14 protein-coding genes and 1 tRNA gene are annotated in these 14,110 nt (G+C 37.0%); 10 read left to right on the top strand and 5 right to left on the bottom strand.

Annotated elements, in window-relative coordinates:
• The 9 genes from PHV30_05270 to PHV30_05310 form a co-directional block, all read left to right on the top strand.
• Window positions 1-332, top strand: a 332-nt coding sequence (locus PHV30_05270; GenBank protein ID MDD5456427.1) for an acyl-[acyl-carrier-protein]--UDP-N-acetylglucosamine O-acyltransferase, incomplete at its 5' end; no start/stop codon positions are given.
• Complete coding sequence (lpxB, locus tag PHV30_05275) at window positions 329-1,501, top strand: lipid-A-disaccharide synthase (GenBank protein ID MDD5456428.1); 1,173 nt, start codon at window positions 329-331, stop codon at window positions 1,499-1,501. The genes PHV30_05270 and lpxB, both read left to right, overlap by 4 nt.
• Window positions 1,502-1,540: 39 nt before the next feature.
• Complete coding sequence (locus tag PHV30_05280) at window positions 1,541-2,761, top strand: aspartate kinase (GenBank protein ID MDD5456429.1); 1,221 nt, start codon at window positions 1,541-1,543, stop codon at window positions 2,759-2,761.
• A gap of 6 nt (window positions 2,762-2,767) precedes the next feature.
• A complete protein-coding gene (locus PHV30_05285; protein MDD5456430.1) occupies window positions 2,768-3,337 on the top strand; it encodes a hypothetical protein in 570 nt (189 codons plus the stop codon).
• A 35-nt stretch (window positions 3,338-3,372) separates the two neighbouring features.
• Window positions 3,373-3,449: transfer RNA gene (locus tag PHV30_05290), tRNA-Pro, on the top strand.
• A gap of 1,804 nt (window positions 3,450-5,253) precedes the next feature.
• On the top strand, window positions 5,254-5,457 hold the full coding sequence (locus PHV30_05295; protein ID MDD5456431.1) for a helix-turn-helix transcriptional regulator: 204 nt from the start codon (window positions 5,254-5,256) through the stop codon (window positions 5,455-5,457).
• 96 nt (window positions 5,458-5,553) lie between these two features.
• Window positions 5,554-6,972 (top strand): hypothetical protein, encoded by a 1,419-nt coding sequence (locus tag PHV30_05300; GenBank protein MDD5456432.1) that lies wholly within the window; start codon window positions 5,554-5,556, stop codon window positions 6,970-6,972.
• A 74-nt stretch (window positions 6,973-7,046) separates the two neighbouring features.
• Window positions 7,047-8,210, top strand: coding sequence for a hypothetical protein (locus PHV30_05305; GenBank protein ID MDD5456433.1), 1,164 nt, complete (start codon window positions 7,047-7,049; stop codon window positions 8,208-8,210).
• A complete protein-coding gene (locus tag PHV30_05310) occupies window positions 8,200-9,216 on the top strand; it encodes a virulence RhuM family protein (protein ID MDD5456434.1) in 1,017 nt (338 codons plus the stop codon). Before PHV30_05305 ends, PHV30_05310 begins: the two co-directional genes overlap by 11 nt.
• A 363-nt stretch (window positions 9,217-9,579) precedes the next feature.
• Here PHV30_05310 and PHV30_05315 read toward each other — a convergent pair whose 3' ends face one another.
• The 3 genes from PHV30_05315 to PHV30_05325 all read right to left on the bottom strand — a co-directional run bounded on the left by PHV30_05315 (window position 9,580) and on the right by PHV30_05325 (window position 10,724).
• Entirely contained in the window at window positions 9,580-10,017 is a 438-nt protein-coding gene (locus PHV30_05315) for a hypothetical protein (GenBank protein MDD5456435.1), read from the bottom strand.
• An 85-nt stretch (window positions 10,018-10,102) separates the two neighbouring features.
• Complete coding sequence (locus PHV30_05320) at window positions 10,103-10,342, bottom strand: hypothetical protein (protein MDD5456436.1); 240 nt, start codon at window positions 10,340-10,342, stop codon at window positions 10,103-10,105.
• A 58-nt stretch (window positions 10,343-10,400) separates the two neighbouring features.
• Window positions 10,401-10,724, bottom strand: coding sequence for a hypothetical protein (locus tag PHV30_05325; protein MDD5456437.1), 324 nt, complete (start codon window positions 10,722-10,724; stop codon window positions 10,401-10,403).
• Between the two features lie 140 nt (window positions 10,725-10,864).
• Here PHV30_05325 and PHV30_05330 point away from each other — a divergent pair, with 140 nt between their 5' ends.
• The gene (locus PHV30_05330; protein ID MDD5456438.1) at window positions 10,865-11,512 is read left to right on the top strand and encodes a hypothetical protein; all 648 of its coding nucleotides are present in this window, start codon (window positions 10,865-10,867) and stop codon (window positions 11,510-11,512) included.
• Here PHV30_05330 and PHV30_05335 read toward each other — a convergent pair.
• Window positions 11,509-12,108, bottom strand: a complete 600-nt coding sequence (locus PHV30_05335) for a hypothetical protein (protein ID MDD5456439.1) — start codon at window positions 12,106-12,108, stop codon at window positions 11,509-11,511. The genes PHV30_05330 and PHV30_05335 overlap by 4 nt on opposite strands.
• Before the next feature lie 24 nt (window positions 12,109-12,132).
• Window positions 12,133-14,058 carry a FecR family protein gene (locus PHV30_05340; protein MDD5456440.1) on the bottom strand — a complete coding sequence of 642 codons (1,926 nt, stop codon included), beginning with the start codon at window positions 14,056-14,058 and terminating at the stop codon, window positions 12,133-12,135.
• Between the last annotated feature and the right edge of the window lie 52 nt (window positions 14,059-14,110).

The raw sequence follows: 14,110 nt of genomic DNA on the forward strand, positions 1-14,110 counted from the left end.
GTAAGATGGCTATGATCGGCGGCTATTCCAAAGTTAATCAGGATGTACCTCCCTTTATGCTGGTAGAGGGCAATCCGGCTATAATCAGAACATTAAACACTATCGGCATGGAGCGTAATAATGTGGGCAAGGATTCGGTATCCGCAGTCAAAAAGGCTTACCGGATACTGTTTCGTTCCAAAATGAACCTCAGCCAGGCTATAGAAAAAGTCCTGAGTGATGTAGAACAAACCCCGGAGGTTAGCTATCTTCTGGATTTTTTGAAGTCCGAAACGAAAAACGGGATTATGCGTACGGGCAAGGATCAGGCAGAAGATAACGAAGCTGAATGACCACTCTTCAGAAGTATAGGAATATTTTAATTATTACCGGCGAAGTTTCAGGAGACATGCAGGCCGGTTATATGTTAAAAGCCCTTAAACAAAGAGATCCGTCATTGAAAGTATATGCAGTAGGCAGTGACAATCTGCAGGCTGCCGGCGCTGAAATTGTCAAAGATTTAACCAAAAAATCAACAATAGGGTTTCTGGAAGCAATAAAACATGTACCATCACTTTTGCTGCTTAAAAACAAACTGGTCAAATTTCTGGACGAAAAAAAAATAGATTTACTAATCTGTGTTGATTATCAGGGGTTTAATATGATCATGGCCGCAGAAGCCAGGAAACGCAAGATACATGTGGTTTACTATATTCCACCACAGGAATGGGTCTGGGGCTCAGACAAAGGTATGCAGAAGGTAGTAAATATAGTTGATAAGGTGGTTACCATTTTTAAAGCTGAATTTGACTGTTATAAAAAGTTTACCAGTCAGGCGGGTTATTTTGGGCATCCTCTTGTTCAGGTAATTGAAAATTATTTTAAGGAAAATAAAAAAATAAAACCGGCTGGAACGTGCCAGGTTGCGGTTTTCCCCGGCTCTCGCAAGCAGGAGATTAAATATATTTTTCCCGAAATGATCAAGATCATGAGCTATATGGCTGAAATGGATAAAAACATCAAATTTGTCATCAATTTGCCTAATGCTCATTATCAGGAAGAAATCGAACAGGGTATTAAAGCAATAAAGCAGGACATTCCCGTTTTGATAGGTAAAAATTATCAGGTGCTCAAAGAAAGCAAGTTCGCGCTAATTACTTCCGGAACAATCTGTCTGGAAGCTTCCATAATCGGCATACCGCATGTTGTGTTGTATAAGTTCGGTAATCTGTCCTATAAAATAATCAGAAGAGTGCTGGCGAAGAAATTTAAGTTCAAGCATTATTCGCTGACTAATATTGTGGCGGGCAAGGAAGTTGTAAAAGAGTATTTGCAGCATATTAATGCTAAAGAAGTAGGAGATTTTATTCTGGATAATTTACAGGATAAGGATAAATTGGAAGTTATAAAAAATGAGCTGAAGAGTATTAAAGAAAAGTTGCAAATTGAAGGTAAAACTAATATATTAGAATCAATAGCGGAATACATTCTTGAACCAAATGGTTATTGTGCTCCGAGATAGGTGATTCAAGGTTATTTTTGAAAAGGAGGAAGCTGTGCTGTGAATAATATCATTGTACAAAAGTACGGTGGAACGAGCGTAGGAACAACAGATAAAATAAAACGTGTGGCGGACCGCATTATATCTTTTAAAAATCAGGGTAAAAACATGGTAGTAATAGTCTCCGCTATGGGAGACACAACAGATGACCTGATTAAACTTGCAAAAGAGATTACCCCAAATCCATCAGCAAGAGAAATGGACGCTTTGATTTCTACGGGGGAATCGATTTCCGCGGCACTTCTGGCCATGGCTATTCATGCCAAGGGTGTTGACGCTATTTCCTTAACCGGAAGGCAGGCAGGTGTTTATACTGAAGACGCTTATAATAAAGCCCGGGTTCTGGATGTGAAGCCGGATAGGGTCCAGCAGGAATTAAATTCGGGCAAAATTGTAATTGTTACCGGTTTTCAGGGGGTAAACAGTCTGGATGATATTACCACTATCGGCCGGGGAGGCTCGGATACTTCAGCTGTGATTATTGCCGCGGCACTTAAAGCTGAACTTTGCGAGATTTATACTGATGTTGACGGCGTTTATACCACAAATCCCAATTTAATTAAAAACGCACGAAAATTAAAGACCATTTCTTATGATGAAATGCTGGAAATGGCCAGCCTCGGTGCTCAGGTGCTGCATCCAAGGTCTGTTGAGGGCGCCAAACACTACAAAATGGAACTGCATGTAAGATCAAGTTATAATTTTAATGAAGGAACAATAGTGAAGGAGGTTTCGCCAATGGAAATAAAGAACCCTGTTACAGGGATAGCTTATGATGATAATACTGCAAAAATAGCAATTCAGGGTTTGCCCGACAAACCCGGTGTTGCCGGTGGTTTTTTTACCTTGCTGGCAGATAACAAAGTTAATGTGGATATGATTATCCAGAGCAATCAGGTAGACCAGTATAATGATATTGCTTTTACAGTGTCTAAAGATGATTTTGATAAAACCATAGAACTTACCAAGCAATATGCAAAAAAGGTAAATGCATCCAAGGTGATATTTGATAATAATATTGCCAAAATTTCTATTATTGGAGTAGGCATGATCTCACAGCCGGGAGTTGCCGCCAGAATGTTTTCCATGCTTGGAGAAAACGGGATCAATATAGACTTGATTTCCACTTCCGAGATTAAAGTTTCCTGTATTATCAATAAAAAATACACGGAAAAAGCCGTACAGGTCCTACATGACGGCTTTCAGTTAGAAAAAGAATAAATTTTATTGCCGGCGTACATATTAGTTCTGATGTTGGCATATTTGCTGGGTTGTCTGCCAGGGCTGGATTACGCCTCAAAAAAAATAAATAAAAGCCGGAAGTTTATCCATTTTTCTTTGGATAACGGAGCCATGGTCAGCCAGTACCGTGAGTTTAAAGATTTCTGGCTATGCTTCGGATTTGAAGCTTTCAAATGGCTGATCTTTTTTTTCATTTTGAGTAAAATGGATTTTTTCCTTTTCTGTGTCTTTATTCTCGGCGTTGCGGTGCCTTTCTGGAATAAATTTAAACTGCGGAATTTGTCGGTTTACTTCCTTTTATATTTAATTTGGGCAAATTTCGTTTCGTCTGTGGTCCTTTTACTTCTTTATGCTTTATTTTTAATTATAACTAAATATCGTTATAGATACGTGAATTTATTGATAGTTACAACGGCAACGGTTTTATTTTGGGGAACACAAGTTGAAGCAATCTATTTACAGGAACTTCTGTTGTTTTTCTTTTTTCTGCTTGTGGATGTAATAGCAGGATATTTGAGCAACATCGGCAAGAAAGCAGAACCTGTTACAAAATAAGACAGATAGGGTATAATATGTCTGCTATTTTGAGTCGGGATGTGGCGCAGTCCGGTAGCGCACACGCTTGGGGTGCGTGGGGTCGTGGGTTCGAATCCCGCCATCCCGACCAATCAATAAAACCCTCCCAACAGCCCACCGGGTCCCAGCCAATTTTGGCGTCAAAACGGACTGTTCCCGATTTCAACCTGAAGTTCGAGCCGATATTTTTGAGAAAAGTTAAATATTCCGAATAATTTTCAGTAATAAGCAGTTTATGCCCGCCACAGCTGGTTTTTAAAATATCCCGCATAGGTTCGAGCCAGGGAGAAGCCTCTTTCTGAAACATCTTGAGTTTTTCTGTAATCCCCACCTTTTGGTTGATGAATTCTTTTTTCTTTTTGAGATAACTTTGTTTATCCAGACTTCCATCTAGATGCAAATCAAGCAGTCTCTCAATTTTTAGATCAATTTCTTTTTTCTGATTCAGCAGAACATGAATAATGGATTGATTCTCCTTTGTTTCATTAAGTTGTTCCTTATCACAATGAATCAGCATTTTTTCAATCCAATCTTCACTAATGGAATATTGAACGATTATTTTTTTTAACTGTCCGGCTAACTCCTCCTCACGTAAATACTTTTCAGAACATGGCCCACGCTTACGGGTACAGCGATAGTAATGATGGCCTTTTTGTTTTTCAGCGGTAATCGCCGCTCCGCAATTTTCACATGTCATAAAACCGATGAACGGGAATTCATGTCTGCGTTTTCGCTTTTTTTTACCCCGCAGACGCATAACCGATTGAACCTGATCAAAAACAGCTTTGGAAATAATAGGCTCATGAATCCCTTCAAACCATTCACCGTTCCATTGAAAAGAACCGTAATAAATGGGGTTCATGAGCAGATGTTGAATATTTGATGTATGATAGGCTGTTCCTGCTCTATTAAGGAATCCTTCTTTTGTTAAGATACGGTTTATTTCAAAAAACGTATAATCACCGGTAGAATATAATTCATACGCTCTTTTTATATAAGGTGCTTTATCAGGGTCAGGTTCAATACCTTTTGTTTTATAATTATGAATATATCCGATAGGGGCAAAGGTAGGCCATAGTCCACGCTTACATTTTATTCTATTACCTCTTCTAATATTTTCACTTAAATTATCTACATAATATTTGCTCTGCCCGAAAGCCAGATTAAGCATAAATTTGCCCTGTGGAGTAGATTCAAACCAAAAGGTGGGGAATTTTAAGTCTTTGATAATTCCTGTATCGAGCAAATAAATAATTTTCCCGCCATCCACAGAGTTGCGAGCCAAACGATCAGGGTGCCAGGCCAGTATTCCTTCTGCTTCTCCCTGTTCGAACCGTAACAACAGTTCATTAAAAACGGACCTTCCGGGTTCTTTGGCAGTTTTGGCCTCGCAGAGCGAGGCGACGATTTCCAATTTTTCTCTGGCGGCAAATTCTTTTAATTCGCTCATTTGAGCTTCGATAGACATAACCTGTTTATCATCTGTATCAGTTGATTTACGGCAATAAATAATATATCTCATCAGTAATACACCTCCTTAAAAATAAATGCGCAAAATTTTGCTTTTGGCTGCGCTGCAAGCGCAATCGGAACAGTCCGGCCAAAATTGGCTGGGACCCGGTGGGCTGTTGGGAGGGTTTTATTGATTGGTCGACTTTGTTCGAAAAAATTCGAACCGCCCTGAAGGGGCGCGGCTGGGACACTCCGCCGGGCAGCCGCGCCCTCTGAATTCGGTTAAGCAAAACTGCCAAAGAACCCCTCAAAAATATCGGCTCGAACTTCAGGTTGACCAAAAGCAAAATTTTGCGCATTTCGACTTGCAAGTTATGCCTCACTTTGATAGCATTATATTGAAATAGTTAATAGCAATACTATGCTATCAAAGTTTTGATATTATGGCAACGTCTATAGGGAACAACATAAAAAGATTGCGAACAAAAATTAATCTAACACAAGATGAGTTAGCTAGAAAGGCTGATGTTAAATATACTACGTTAACAAAAATTGAGAGTGGTATTGTTAAGCGACCGAGTGTTCAGATAATCGCTCAGATTGCTAAGTCTCTGAGTGTAAGTATAGAAGATATTTTGAAAGATTAGTTTTAGAAGTTGGGCTTATCTTCCAATGAAGTTAAGCATATAATTTAAGTATTAGTTTATTAACGATTTTGTACGCTCAATGTAAAGGAAAACATAATGGCCATATTTACACCTCGCGGGCTAAAAATCAGACTACCAGTTAATGAAGTATTCGCTCTGATATCACGGCTATATCCAAAGGTTAATGCTTTTGAAGTCTTAAAGACAACAGAAGGGATGGAGTCAATCCCTTCGCTTATTACGTATATAATAGGTTTAATTTGTTTCTATTTAAGGTTGTCTATAATTGAAATTGGATTTTATGTTTTCTTTGCGTCAATTATAGGTTTTTTATTAACGCCTGTAATTTATAAAATTTCTGGTTTAGTTCGTTTGGGGACAGTCTATAGTTACATCTCAGGATTTGGCCTTCTACTGTTTACTATTATTGTGTCTGGTTTCATTACAGTTGGGTGGCAAGGTTTAGCTGTTTTTTTTCTAGCGAAATTCCTTTCGGAAATTATAGAAATGGCATCAGAGGGTATACAGACAAAATTATCGAACTCAAAAAATAATCGAATACTTACTGGGTCTGAAATAAGTTTTTTCAACGCATATAGATTACACGCTATTAGGTTGGGAGTAACGACGGATACTTATGTGTCAAAGGATGAGCTTATAAAAGAAAGTTGGTTGCCTGTTTATGAGGATTTAGTGAAAAAATGGCCAAAAATTGTAGAAAGATTTACGAATGATGAGGATTATGAAAACAATGATGGGGAAAACATATTATCCTTGGAGATTATTAAACAACGCTGGAAAGAAGTTATAATGTATCTTAAGGTTAATAAACATATGGGAATTGCAGTAATATTAATCGAAGTAATCCCAATTAAATATCAAAAGAATGTTATTACTGTTACTTTTAAACCCAACTTAAATTATTATTATGAACTAATTTGTGATAAGAAAAATAAAGAAATAATAGACATAACAATCAAGAAAATATTTGGAGATGAAATTACTATTGAGTTTACAAATAATAGGAATAGTAGTCATGTAGATTATAGAGATCAGATAAAGAAGTTGGGGTGGATTGTTCATGATGGATTAGTTTCATATATTTCTGTGCATGATAAAATTTTTCATGAAGCAGCAACCTTTAAAAGTTTTATAAAAAATATTATCGGAATAAACATTAAATGGGATAAGTTGTTAGAAGAGGCAAAAAAATTAATCCCTCTATGGAATTCTATCCAATATAAGATTGAAGAGTTTAAAACATCAAATTATTCATGTTTAACAATTGATGAAAAATACTATATTGATATACTTTCACGATATGTTAAAGCTTTAAGGAAAACCGTTGCATATTTAATTAAAAGACAACGCCTTGCGGAACGAGTACGTAAAGGCAATTTAGCTTCGGCAACATGGAGAAATTTTAGCATAAAAGAAAAGGAATATAAGACCACGATAGAAGAATACCTTAAAATTGGTCAAGAACTTAAAGATGCTGCAGATATTATATATTGATCAAATCTTTTTTGAAGGGTTAAACAGGAAATACGTCCAGTATATTAAACTATTATTTTGCGAATTTTATAAATATGACACGAACAAAATTTAATCAAAATAAAAGCGAGCAATGGACACCTTTTGAGGCATATCAGTCGGTGCCTGTTATTTCAAGAAAATCAACGCTATACGTATTTGGTGCTGGTTCATCTAAAGACTGGGGGTCTCCTTTGGGAAATGAATTTTTTTCAAAGGCTAAAAGTATCAGTGACGGGGATGGGAAAAATACAACGTCACGACATGTAAAAGAAGCATATACCAATGTTATCAATATTTTGGCGACTTCAGGTATTGATTATAATAATGTAAATTTTGAGGAGTTATTAACTACATGTGACATAATTCTTGCCGAGAAACCGGATGACAAAAACATAGGAACACTTCGGTTTAATCTTATTAAAATGATTTTTGGTGTCTTAACTAAGTGTTTTGGAGAAGCTACCCTAGGAACTGGGGATTCTAAATTTATAGAAGAGAATCCAGTAAATTTTAGAAATTTTTATCAGCTTTTTATAAAAAATATTATTGAAACAGAAAACCCGATATTTATTAACCTTAATTATGATATTTTGTTGGACAGTGCTGTTTTAGAAGCATACGAACCACCAATATATGAAAGAATAAGTACCAAAAGATATATTAGATATCTTTTGCCGCAAATGAAGAAACCTGGTTATTTTGATATTAATAAAACTACTATCAACCCTTCCGGACATAAAATGTATAAACCTCACGGAACAGTTAACCTGCTCTTATGCAACAAGTGTAATAAATTTATATATAGTAAAGATTCATTCATTACCATAATTGATAATAATAGAGATAGCGCTGTATGTCCTTTTTGTAACGAAAAACTTTCTTATGATAACTTGTCAATTATTCCACCCAATTATAATAAAAATATTCAAAAACAGAATTATGTGAAGGAGTTAATTGAAGATATAAGTTTAGCTGACGAAATAAACATAATTGGTTATTCTTTCCCTCCATATGACCAGGATTTTAGAAATATTTTTCTCAAAGGATTGTGCAGGAACAAAAAATTATGTTCTATTAATATTATTGATAAAGACGAGGATGAAGCAAAAGTTTTCTTAAAATATAATTTTTTACAACTATCAGGACAAAAAATAAATTTAAAATCTATTAATGGATTCCTTTGCTTTCTACAGCAGGAGGTAAAAAATGGAAAATAAAATAATCCTCTATCAAAACGAACAAGGAAAAGTTTCTGTGAATGTTACTTATCGTAACGAGAGTTTTTGGCTTACTCAAAAAGCTATGGCTGATTTGTTTGGTGTTGAAGTGCCAGCCATTAACAAACATCTGGCGAATATTTATGAAAGTGGTGAACTTAACCAGGACACAACTATTTCCATTTTGGAAACAGTTCAAAAAGAAGGCAACAGAGCTGTAAAGCGGCAAATAGAATTCTACAACCTTGATGCTATTATTGCGGTGGGTTACCGTGTCAATTCTAAGCAAGCGACTCAATTCCGGATTTGGGCAACCAATACACTGAAAGAGTATATTATCAAAGGATTTTTACTCAATGATGAAATGTTGCAAAATGGCAGGCCCTTCGGGCAGGATTATTTTGATGAACTGCTTGAACGGATTAGAGAAATCCGGGCCAGTGAACGCAGAACATATCAGAAGTTAGCCGATATATTTGAGCAATGCAGTGCTGATTACTCACCACAAGCTGAAGAAACAAAATTATTTTATGCTATGGTGCAAAATAAACTTCATTTTGCGATAACTGGACAAACAGCAGCTGAAATTATACATAATAGAGCAGACCATACAAAAACAAATATGGGATTGACCACCTGGAAAAAATCACCTCATGGGAAAATATTAAAAAGTGATATTAACATAGCTAAAAATTATTTAACTGAAAAAGAAATTGGCGACTTGAATCTTTTGGTTAACGCTTATCTTGATTTGGCTGAATTTCAAGCTAGACGTAAAACAACCATGAACATGAAGGACTGGCTTGAGCGCACTAATAAATTTTTAGAATCTAATAGCTTGGATGTTTTACCTGATGCTGGCAAAGTATCGCATGAACAAGCACTTGAAAAAGCTGAGATTGAATATAATTCTTTTCGTATTGATCAGGACAAAAAATATATTTCCGAATTCGACAAACATATCAAAAAATTAAAAAAATCAAAGGATGAACCAATAGACTTATAAAAGGAATTTGCCGCCAGAATTGCGCGAAGCACATTGTGCACTGAGCCTGCTAAACATACAGGCAGGGGCTCACAAAATCTGGGAAATCGTCCTTTTCCGAATTCAGAGGGCGCGGCTGCCCGGCGGAGTGTCCCAGCCGCGCCCCTTCAGGGCGGTTCGAATTTTTTCGAACAAAGTCGACCATTCGATGAATGCCTAACTGAACGTCCTTGAGGGGGGACAACAAGTTGTCCCCCCTTCAACGCCATGCACCGCAAGGGCGCATGGCTGCTCCCCCGAAGAAAACTGAGTGTTGAAAACTGTACGTGAATTATGTTTATTTCAATAATAAATTATTTTTCAGGATTTGAAAGTCGAGGGGATTTATTTATTATTTTCTATTGTTATTCCATCCAATTTAATAACTGTTTCTTGTGGATTTGGTGTAAGTATAAGTGTTTCCATTTTTTTTGGCTCTTCAAGTGTCATCCTAGGAATAGGCCCAACTCCAACTTCGGGATTTAAAGCATCTGGTAGAGTTGTCGGTGGTGGTAAACCATCCAATTTTTTTAAAGCTTCATTCGCTTGCCCAATTGCACCTGCTGCTTGGGCAGCAATAGCTGCTTTTTGTAATGCATCCATACCTTTAATTACAGCACCGGCTTGAGCCATAATTATTGGTGAGTTTACAGTTTCCATAAAATTTTTCTCAACAACTACTTTGGATTTTAAGATATTTATTTCTTCCCCTGGTGTTTTATTACCTAAAGTTTTATTAACCCATGCTACAGAGTTTTTGTTATAATAGTTTATCGATGTCATAAAAAGGACCTCCTGAAATTTTTTAAATATATCGGAGAAACTTTTTATTAATCCCAAAATTTATGAATTGTGAAACAAGAAATTTCTACCAAGCTTCGTATCGGCGTCGTTCTCTGTAGGCCCTGTCCAGGCTGGCATAGGAAGTATAGTTCTTGTCCAGGTCGTCACGGGAGATTTGTATCAGATTTTTGGTGTCCAGTTGCAGACAACTGGCAGTGTCTTTGTTAATCCAGCTGCCGAACATAATCTTTACTTTGGTTTCCTGGTGAAAAAGTTTCATGCCGTTTTTGTAGGTTTTTTTTCGTTCTGCTTTTTTTTCTGCCATAATAGTTAACCCCGTAATATTAGTATAAGACCGAAGGCTTGTTGAGGACAAGAAAAAATTATTCGAAGCTGTTTAAAATAGAATGTACTTTGGATTTATTATGGTCCTTTTGCACAAACCCGGACTCATCGCCGGGCAAGGAGAGCATATTGCTGTTAAAAATATTTCTTAAAGATAAAAGAAGTACCAGCGTGAAGTAAATGAGCACGGAAACAGCGACCAGCTTTAAAAATTTCAGCAGATATAACCCGGTCGCCTTAAAAAATTTTCTGGGATTAAAGTATTTTGCCCTGATGCTGACAGGGACTAAAAAAAGATAACGTAATTTAATATGCCATCTGCTAATGGTGTGATTAAATTTTAAGAGCATTGGATTTTGCATTTTTTACCCCACTTACAATTCCAATATATACCCGAAAATATTATATTTAAACATGTTAAGAATATATTGGAAAAGATTTCCCGGTTGATTTCTTTATAAATGAAAGCAAATTTGTTAATGTATTAACAGGGAAAATCAATATGCGGATTAAATCAGCTTTATGTGTATTACTATTATTTTTCAGTTTTTGTTTTTCTTATGACAGACCGGTAGATTATTACAGGACCATAACCGTTACAGATTTTTTTGAGATTATTTCGCTTTATAAAAGTTATCTGGACCAGTCCAACACCAATGTACTTTATGGAACAGGCCTTTCTTTATCCGCGCTAGGACTTAGCCAGGGGTCAAATGATGTGCTGATCTCGGGTCTCACATATTTGGGAAATGGTTTGCTTAACCAGTTTAATATTTCCAGAAGTCCCTATAGTCAGAAGCTTGAGCAATATCGCAGGGAAGTAGTTAAGACCACTTCCCGGCAGGAAGTTGAACAGCTTTGCACCAAAGCCATGAAAGAGCTGATCGAGGATGAAAGGTTTAATAATCAGTTAACTGGCGGCCTGACTTTTTTTAACGGAGCCTTGTTTTTGACTAATCCAAACGGGAAAGGGTTGTATGTGGGAGCGCTGATGATGCTTTTCGGCGCCTATCTGGCTTTTATGGAAAAGGGCCCACTGGAAAGAATGGTGTCTGATTATGAGATTTTAGATGAAAGGAAAGTAAGTTTTAACATGGATCAAATTCAACTGCCAGGAGTAGCGTCACCAGGAATTCAGGAGAATAATTAGCTTGCCAGCCCATATTTATCGATGAGTGCCAGGCGTTTTTCTTCTTGTTTTAAAAGAAATTGTTTGATTTTTTCAAGCGTCAAATTTTTTTCATTAAAATAATCAGCTTTGTTTTCCCTGAACCCCAGTGTCATAATTTTACCAATGTGATTTAATAATAATTTATCGTCAAATTTTTTTAACAAAAGGCGTAACCCAAAAGCTATCATTTCTGAACCGACTCCGATATATCTGGGGATGTTTCCGTTTTTAATTCTATTCCAGGGAGAAATTTCTTTACTGCATACATTGCGAATGTGTAAATTTATATATCCTTCCAGTTGATTGTGGCCTGACAGAGCAACATATAAATTTTCAAGGGATTTATTGTCATTATAAGTTAGAAAATAGCGATATCTATTGATATCCCATATATGTTTGGGTTGAATAATCCCAAAACCAAACCAGGATTTAAAACTGTCTGCTAATGCATGCTGGGTGTTGCTTCCAAGATGCGTAACCTTAACCAGCTTCAAGTTTATCATTACAGGAACGTCGGTGGAATTATCCAGAACAGTTATAAAGGAATTACCATTAATTGAAATAATTTTAAACACATAAATATATCGGAAGGCTGGGAATTAAAAATCGATTTTTAAAGAAAACCTGTCCAGCGAATCTTTGTTGAAGGTTTTTCCGGGCAAAGGACCATCTTCCTGGTGGGTTGCCATAAACTGCATGAACCAGAGCTTGAAACTGGTAGATAAACCAACGGTTTCGGAATAAGAATTCTGATAGTGGCCGAAACCTACCTCAACCTGTCCCAGCCAGGGAATATTAACCATTTTATATTGCAGGTTCATGATATAAGCCGTTTTAGTTTCATCTTGAGGTTTAGCTATTTCCAGGTCCAGCAGAAGACTTTCATTGTGCAGTATAGATGTCAAATGCAGGATTTGGTCTTTATTTGTATTATTATTGGCGTCATCTGTAAAAAAGAGATTCTCCATGCTTATTCCCAGATTCCACCACTGTAACCAATCATAAGAAAACCCCAGGTTTACTGCAAAATTTGTTCCGGATTTCTGAAAAACAGCTGGTCTTTGTGAAAGCAGTTCGTCAAAGCCGGTATCGTAATTACCGATGTTTCGATTATTATTTAAGAAGCTATAACTGGAATTGGTTTGCAGTGTACTGTTAAATAAGCCCTTAAGAAGTAATCCTGCGCTTAAACGTTCGGTTATAGGCAGAGCTAGGCCGTAAATAAGTATCAGATAGTTGTCTTGTTCTGCTAATACATTTGAACTCAAAAACCGGGCTTTATCCTGTTGAACCAGGTAAATACCAAATGCTGATCCCCGGCCAAGATTAATTATGCCGATTGTTTTTTCGTCATGAATATTATTATCTATTCCGGCGTTAAATTCAAGCGGATCAGGCGGTACGCCTGGATTATAGCGGTAACCGCCATATCTGGTATCATTAATGAATGTATTAAATCCTTTGGTATATTCATAGTTTAAAAAGAGGGATGTTGATTTTTTTTCGTATATTTCGGCAAGCAAGGCAGGGTTTTGCAAAAGCAGGTAACGCGGCCCGATTACTTTATCTGTAACATCATAGAGCATTGATTTATATTCTTTTTTAGTATCTTTTGACGGCCCTGCATCTTCCGTAACCTTTAATTCAACCGGAGATTGCAGTTGTGATAGGTTTTGAGCGCTATTCGGTACATTAGGAACTCCTGTGCCCGGGGCCGTTGGCGCTGGTGCAGACAAGCCCGACAGCGGCGTTGATGGAACGGCGGGTAATCCAGCTCCCGCAGGTGCCGGAGTGCCGGAACCCGGAAGCAGATTGTTTTGCAGCTCCTGTTGCAATTGTTGCAAAGGTTGTGTGGGCAGGGTGGTAGAATCGGCAAAGGCCTTCAAAGATTCCAGGCTTTGCGATGATAAGGGCTGAATGGCCTGAAAGACACCTGAGGGATCCACAAAAGTTTCAAAACCTTTTTCCAGAAGCATATGCACATTATTATTAAAAACATCCAGAATTCCCTCAAAAGCCGAGATATTACCGAAAGGTGCGATTACCGAAAACAAAGTACCTTTGACAGCGATTGATGCCTGGGGAGTTTCCACAGTGAAGGCTTCGTTTTCCGCAGTGCCTTTAACAATTTTTGCCCATAATTTGCCTGTAGTTATTTTGAAATGCTGCCAGATATTTTTTTCCTTGTCCTGGCCTGCAAGTATGAAGTGTGAATTTTCTTCAAGTCGTATTACATGCCCCTTGATAAGCTTGATTTCACAGGATGATTGAGTTGTGGTTTTTATTTCATCTAATGGAAAGAACTCGGTATCCGGCTTAACTTCATCCCAGTAAGCGGAATTGGCTCTTTTAAAAAGTACAGTTCCGTTGATTGTCGCAGGTGTCGCTATAAAGGGTATAACAACCTTTTCAACTATATTGGTGGAAGGTTTATCAGTACTGATATTTCTGGTGGAAGGTAAAACATTTGCCCCCATTGTAAGCGCAGCTAATAGCAATAATATTAAAATATATTTTTTAGTCATCTGTAATTTCTGTTTATATTCTACACTATTATGCTAAAATTTATAAAGAATA

It is taken from the genome of Candidatus Margulisiibacteriota bacterium (assembly GCA_028715625.1).
Lineage (GTDB): Bacteria > Margulisbacteria > Riflemargulisbacteria > GWF2-35-9 > GWF2-35-9 > JAQURL01.

Coding starts and splice junctions, on each gene's coding strand:
- PHV30_05310 (MDD5456434.1), top strand. CDS start 8,200: ATGGAAAATAAAATAATCCTCTATCAAAACGAACAAGGAAAAGTTTCT.
- PHV30_05300 (MDD5456432.1), top strand. CDS start 5,554: ATGGCCATATTTACACCTCGCGGGCTAAAAATCAGACTACCAGTTAAT.
- PHV30_05320 (MDD5456436.1), bottom strand. CDS start 10,342: ATGGCAGAAAAAAAAGCAGAACGAAAAAAAACCTACAAAAACGGCATG.
- PHV30_05340 (MDD5456440.1), bottom strand. CDS start 14,058: ATGACTAAAAAATATATTTTAATATTATTGCTATTAGCTGCGCTTACA.
- PHV30_05305 (MDD5456433.1), top strand. CDS start 7,047: ATGACACGAACAAAATTTAATCAAAATAAAAGCGAGCAATGGACACCT.
- PHV30_05295 (MDD5456431.1), top strand. CDS start 5,254: ATGGCAACGTCTATAGGGAACAACATAAAAAGATTGCGAACAAAAATT.
- lpxB (MDD5456428.1), top strand. CDS start 329: ATGACCACTCTTCAGAAGTATAGGAATATTTTAATTATTACCGGCGAA.
- PHV30_05325 (MDD5456437.1), bottom strand. CDS start 10,724: ATGCAAAATCCAATGCTCTTAAAATTTAATCACACCATTAGCAGATGG.
- PHV30_05330 (MDD5456438.1), top strand. CDS start 10,865: ATGCGGATTAAATCAGCTTTATGTGTATTACTATTATTTTTCAGTTTT.
- PHV30_05315 (MDD5456435.1), bottom strand. CDS start 10,017: ATGACATCGATAAACTATTATAACAAAAACTCTGTAGCATGGGTTAAT.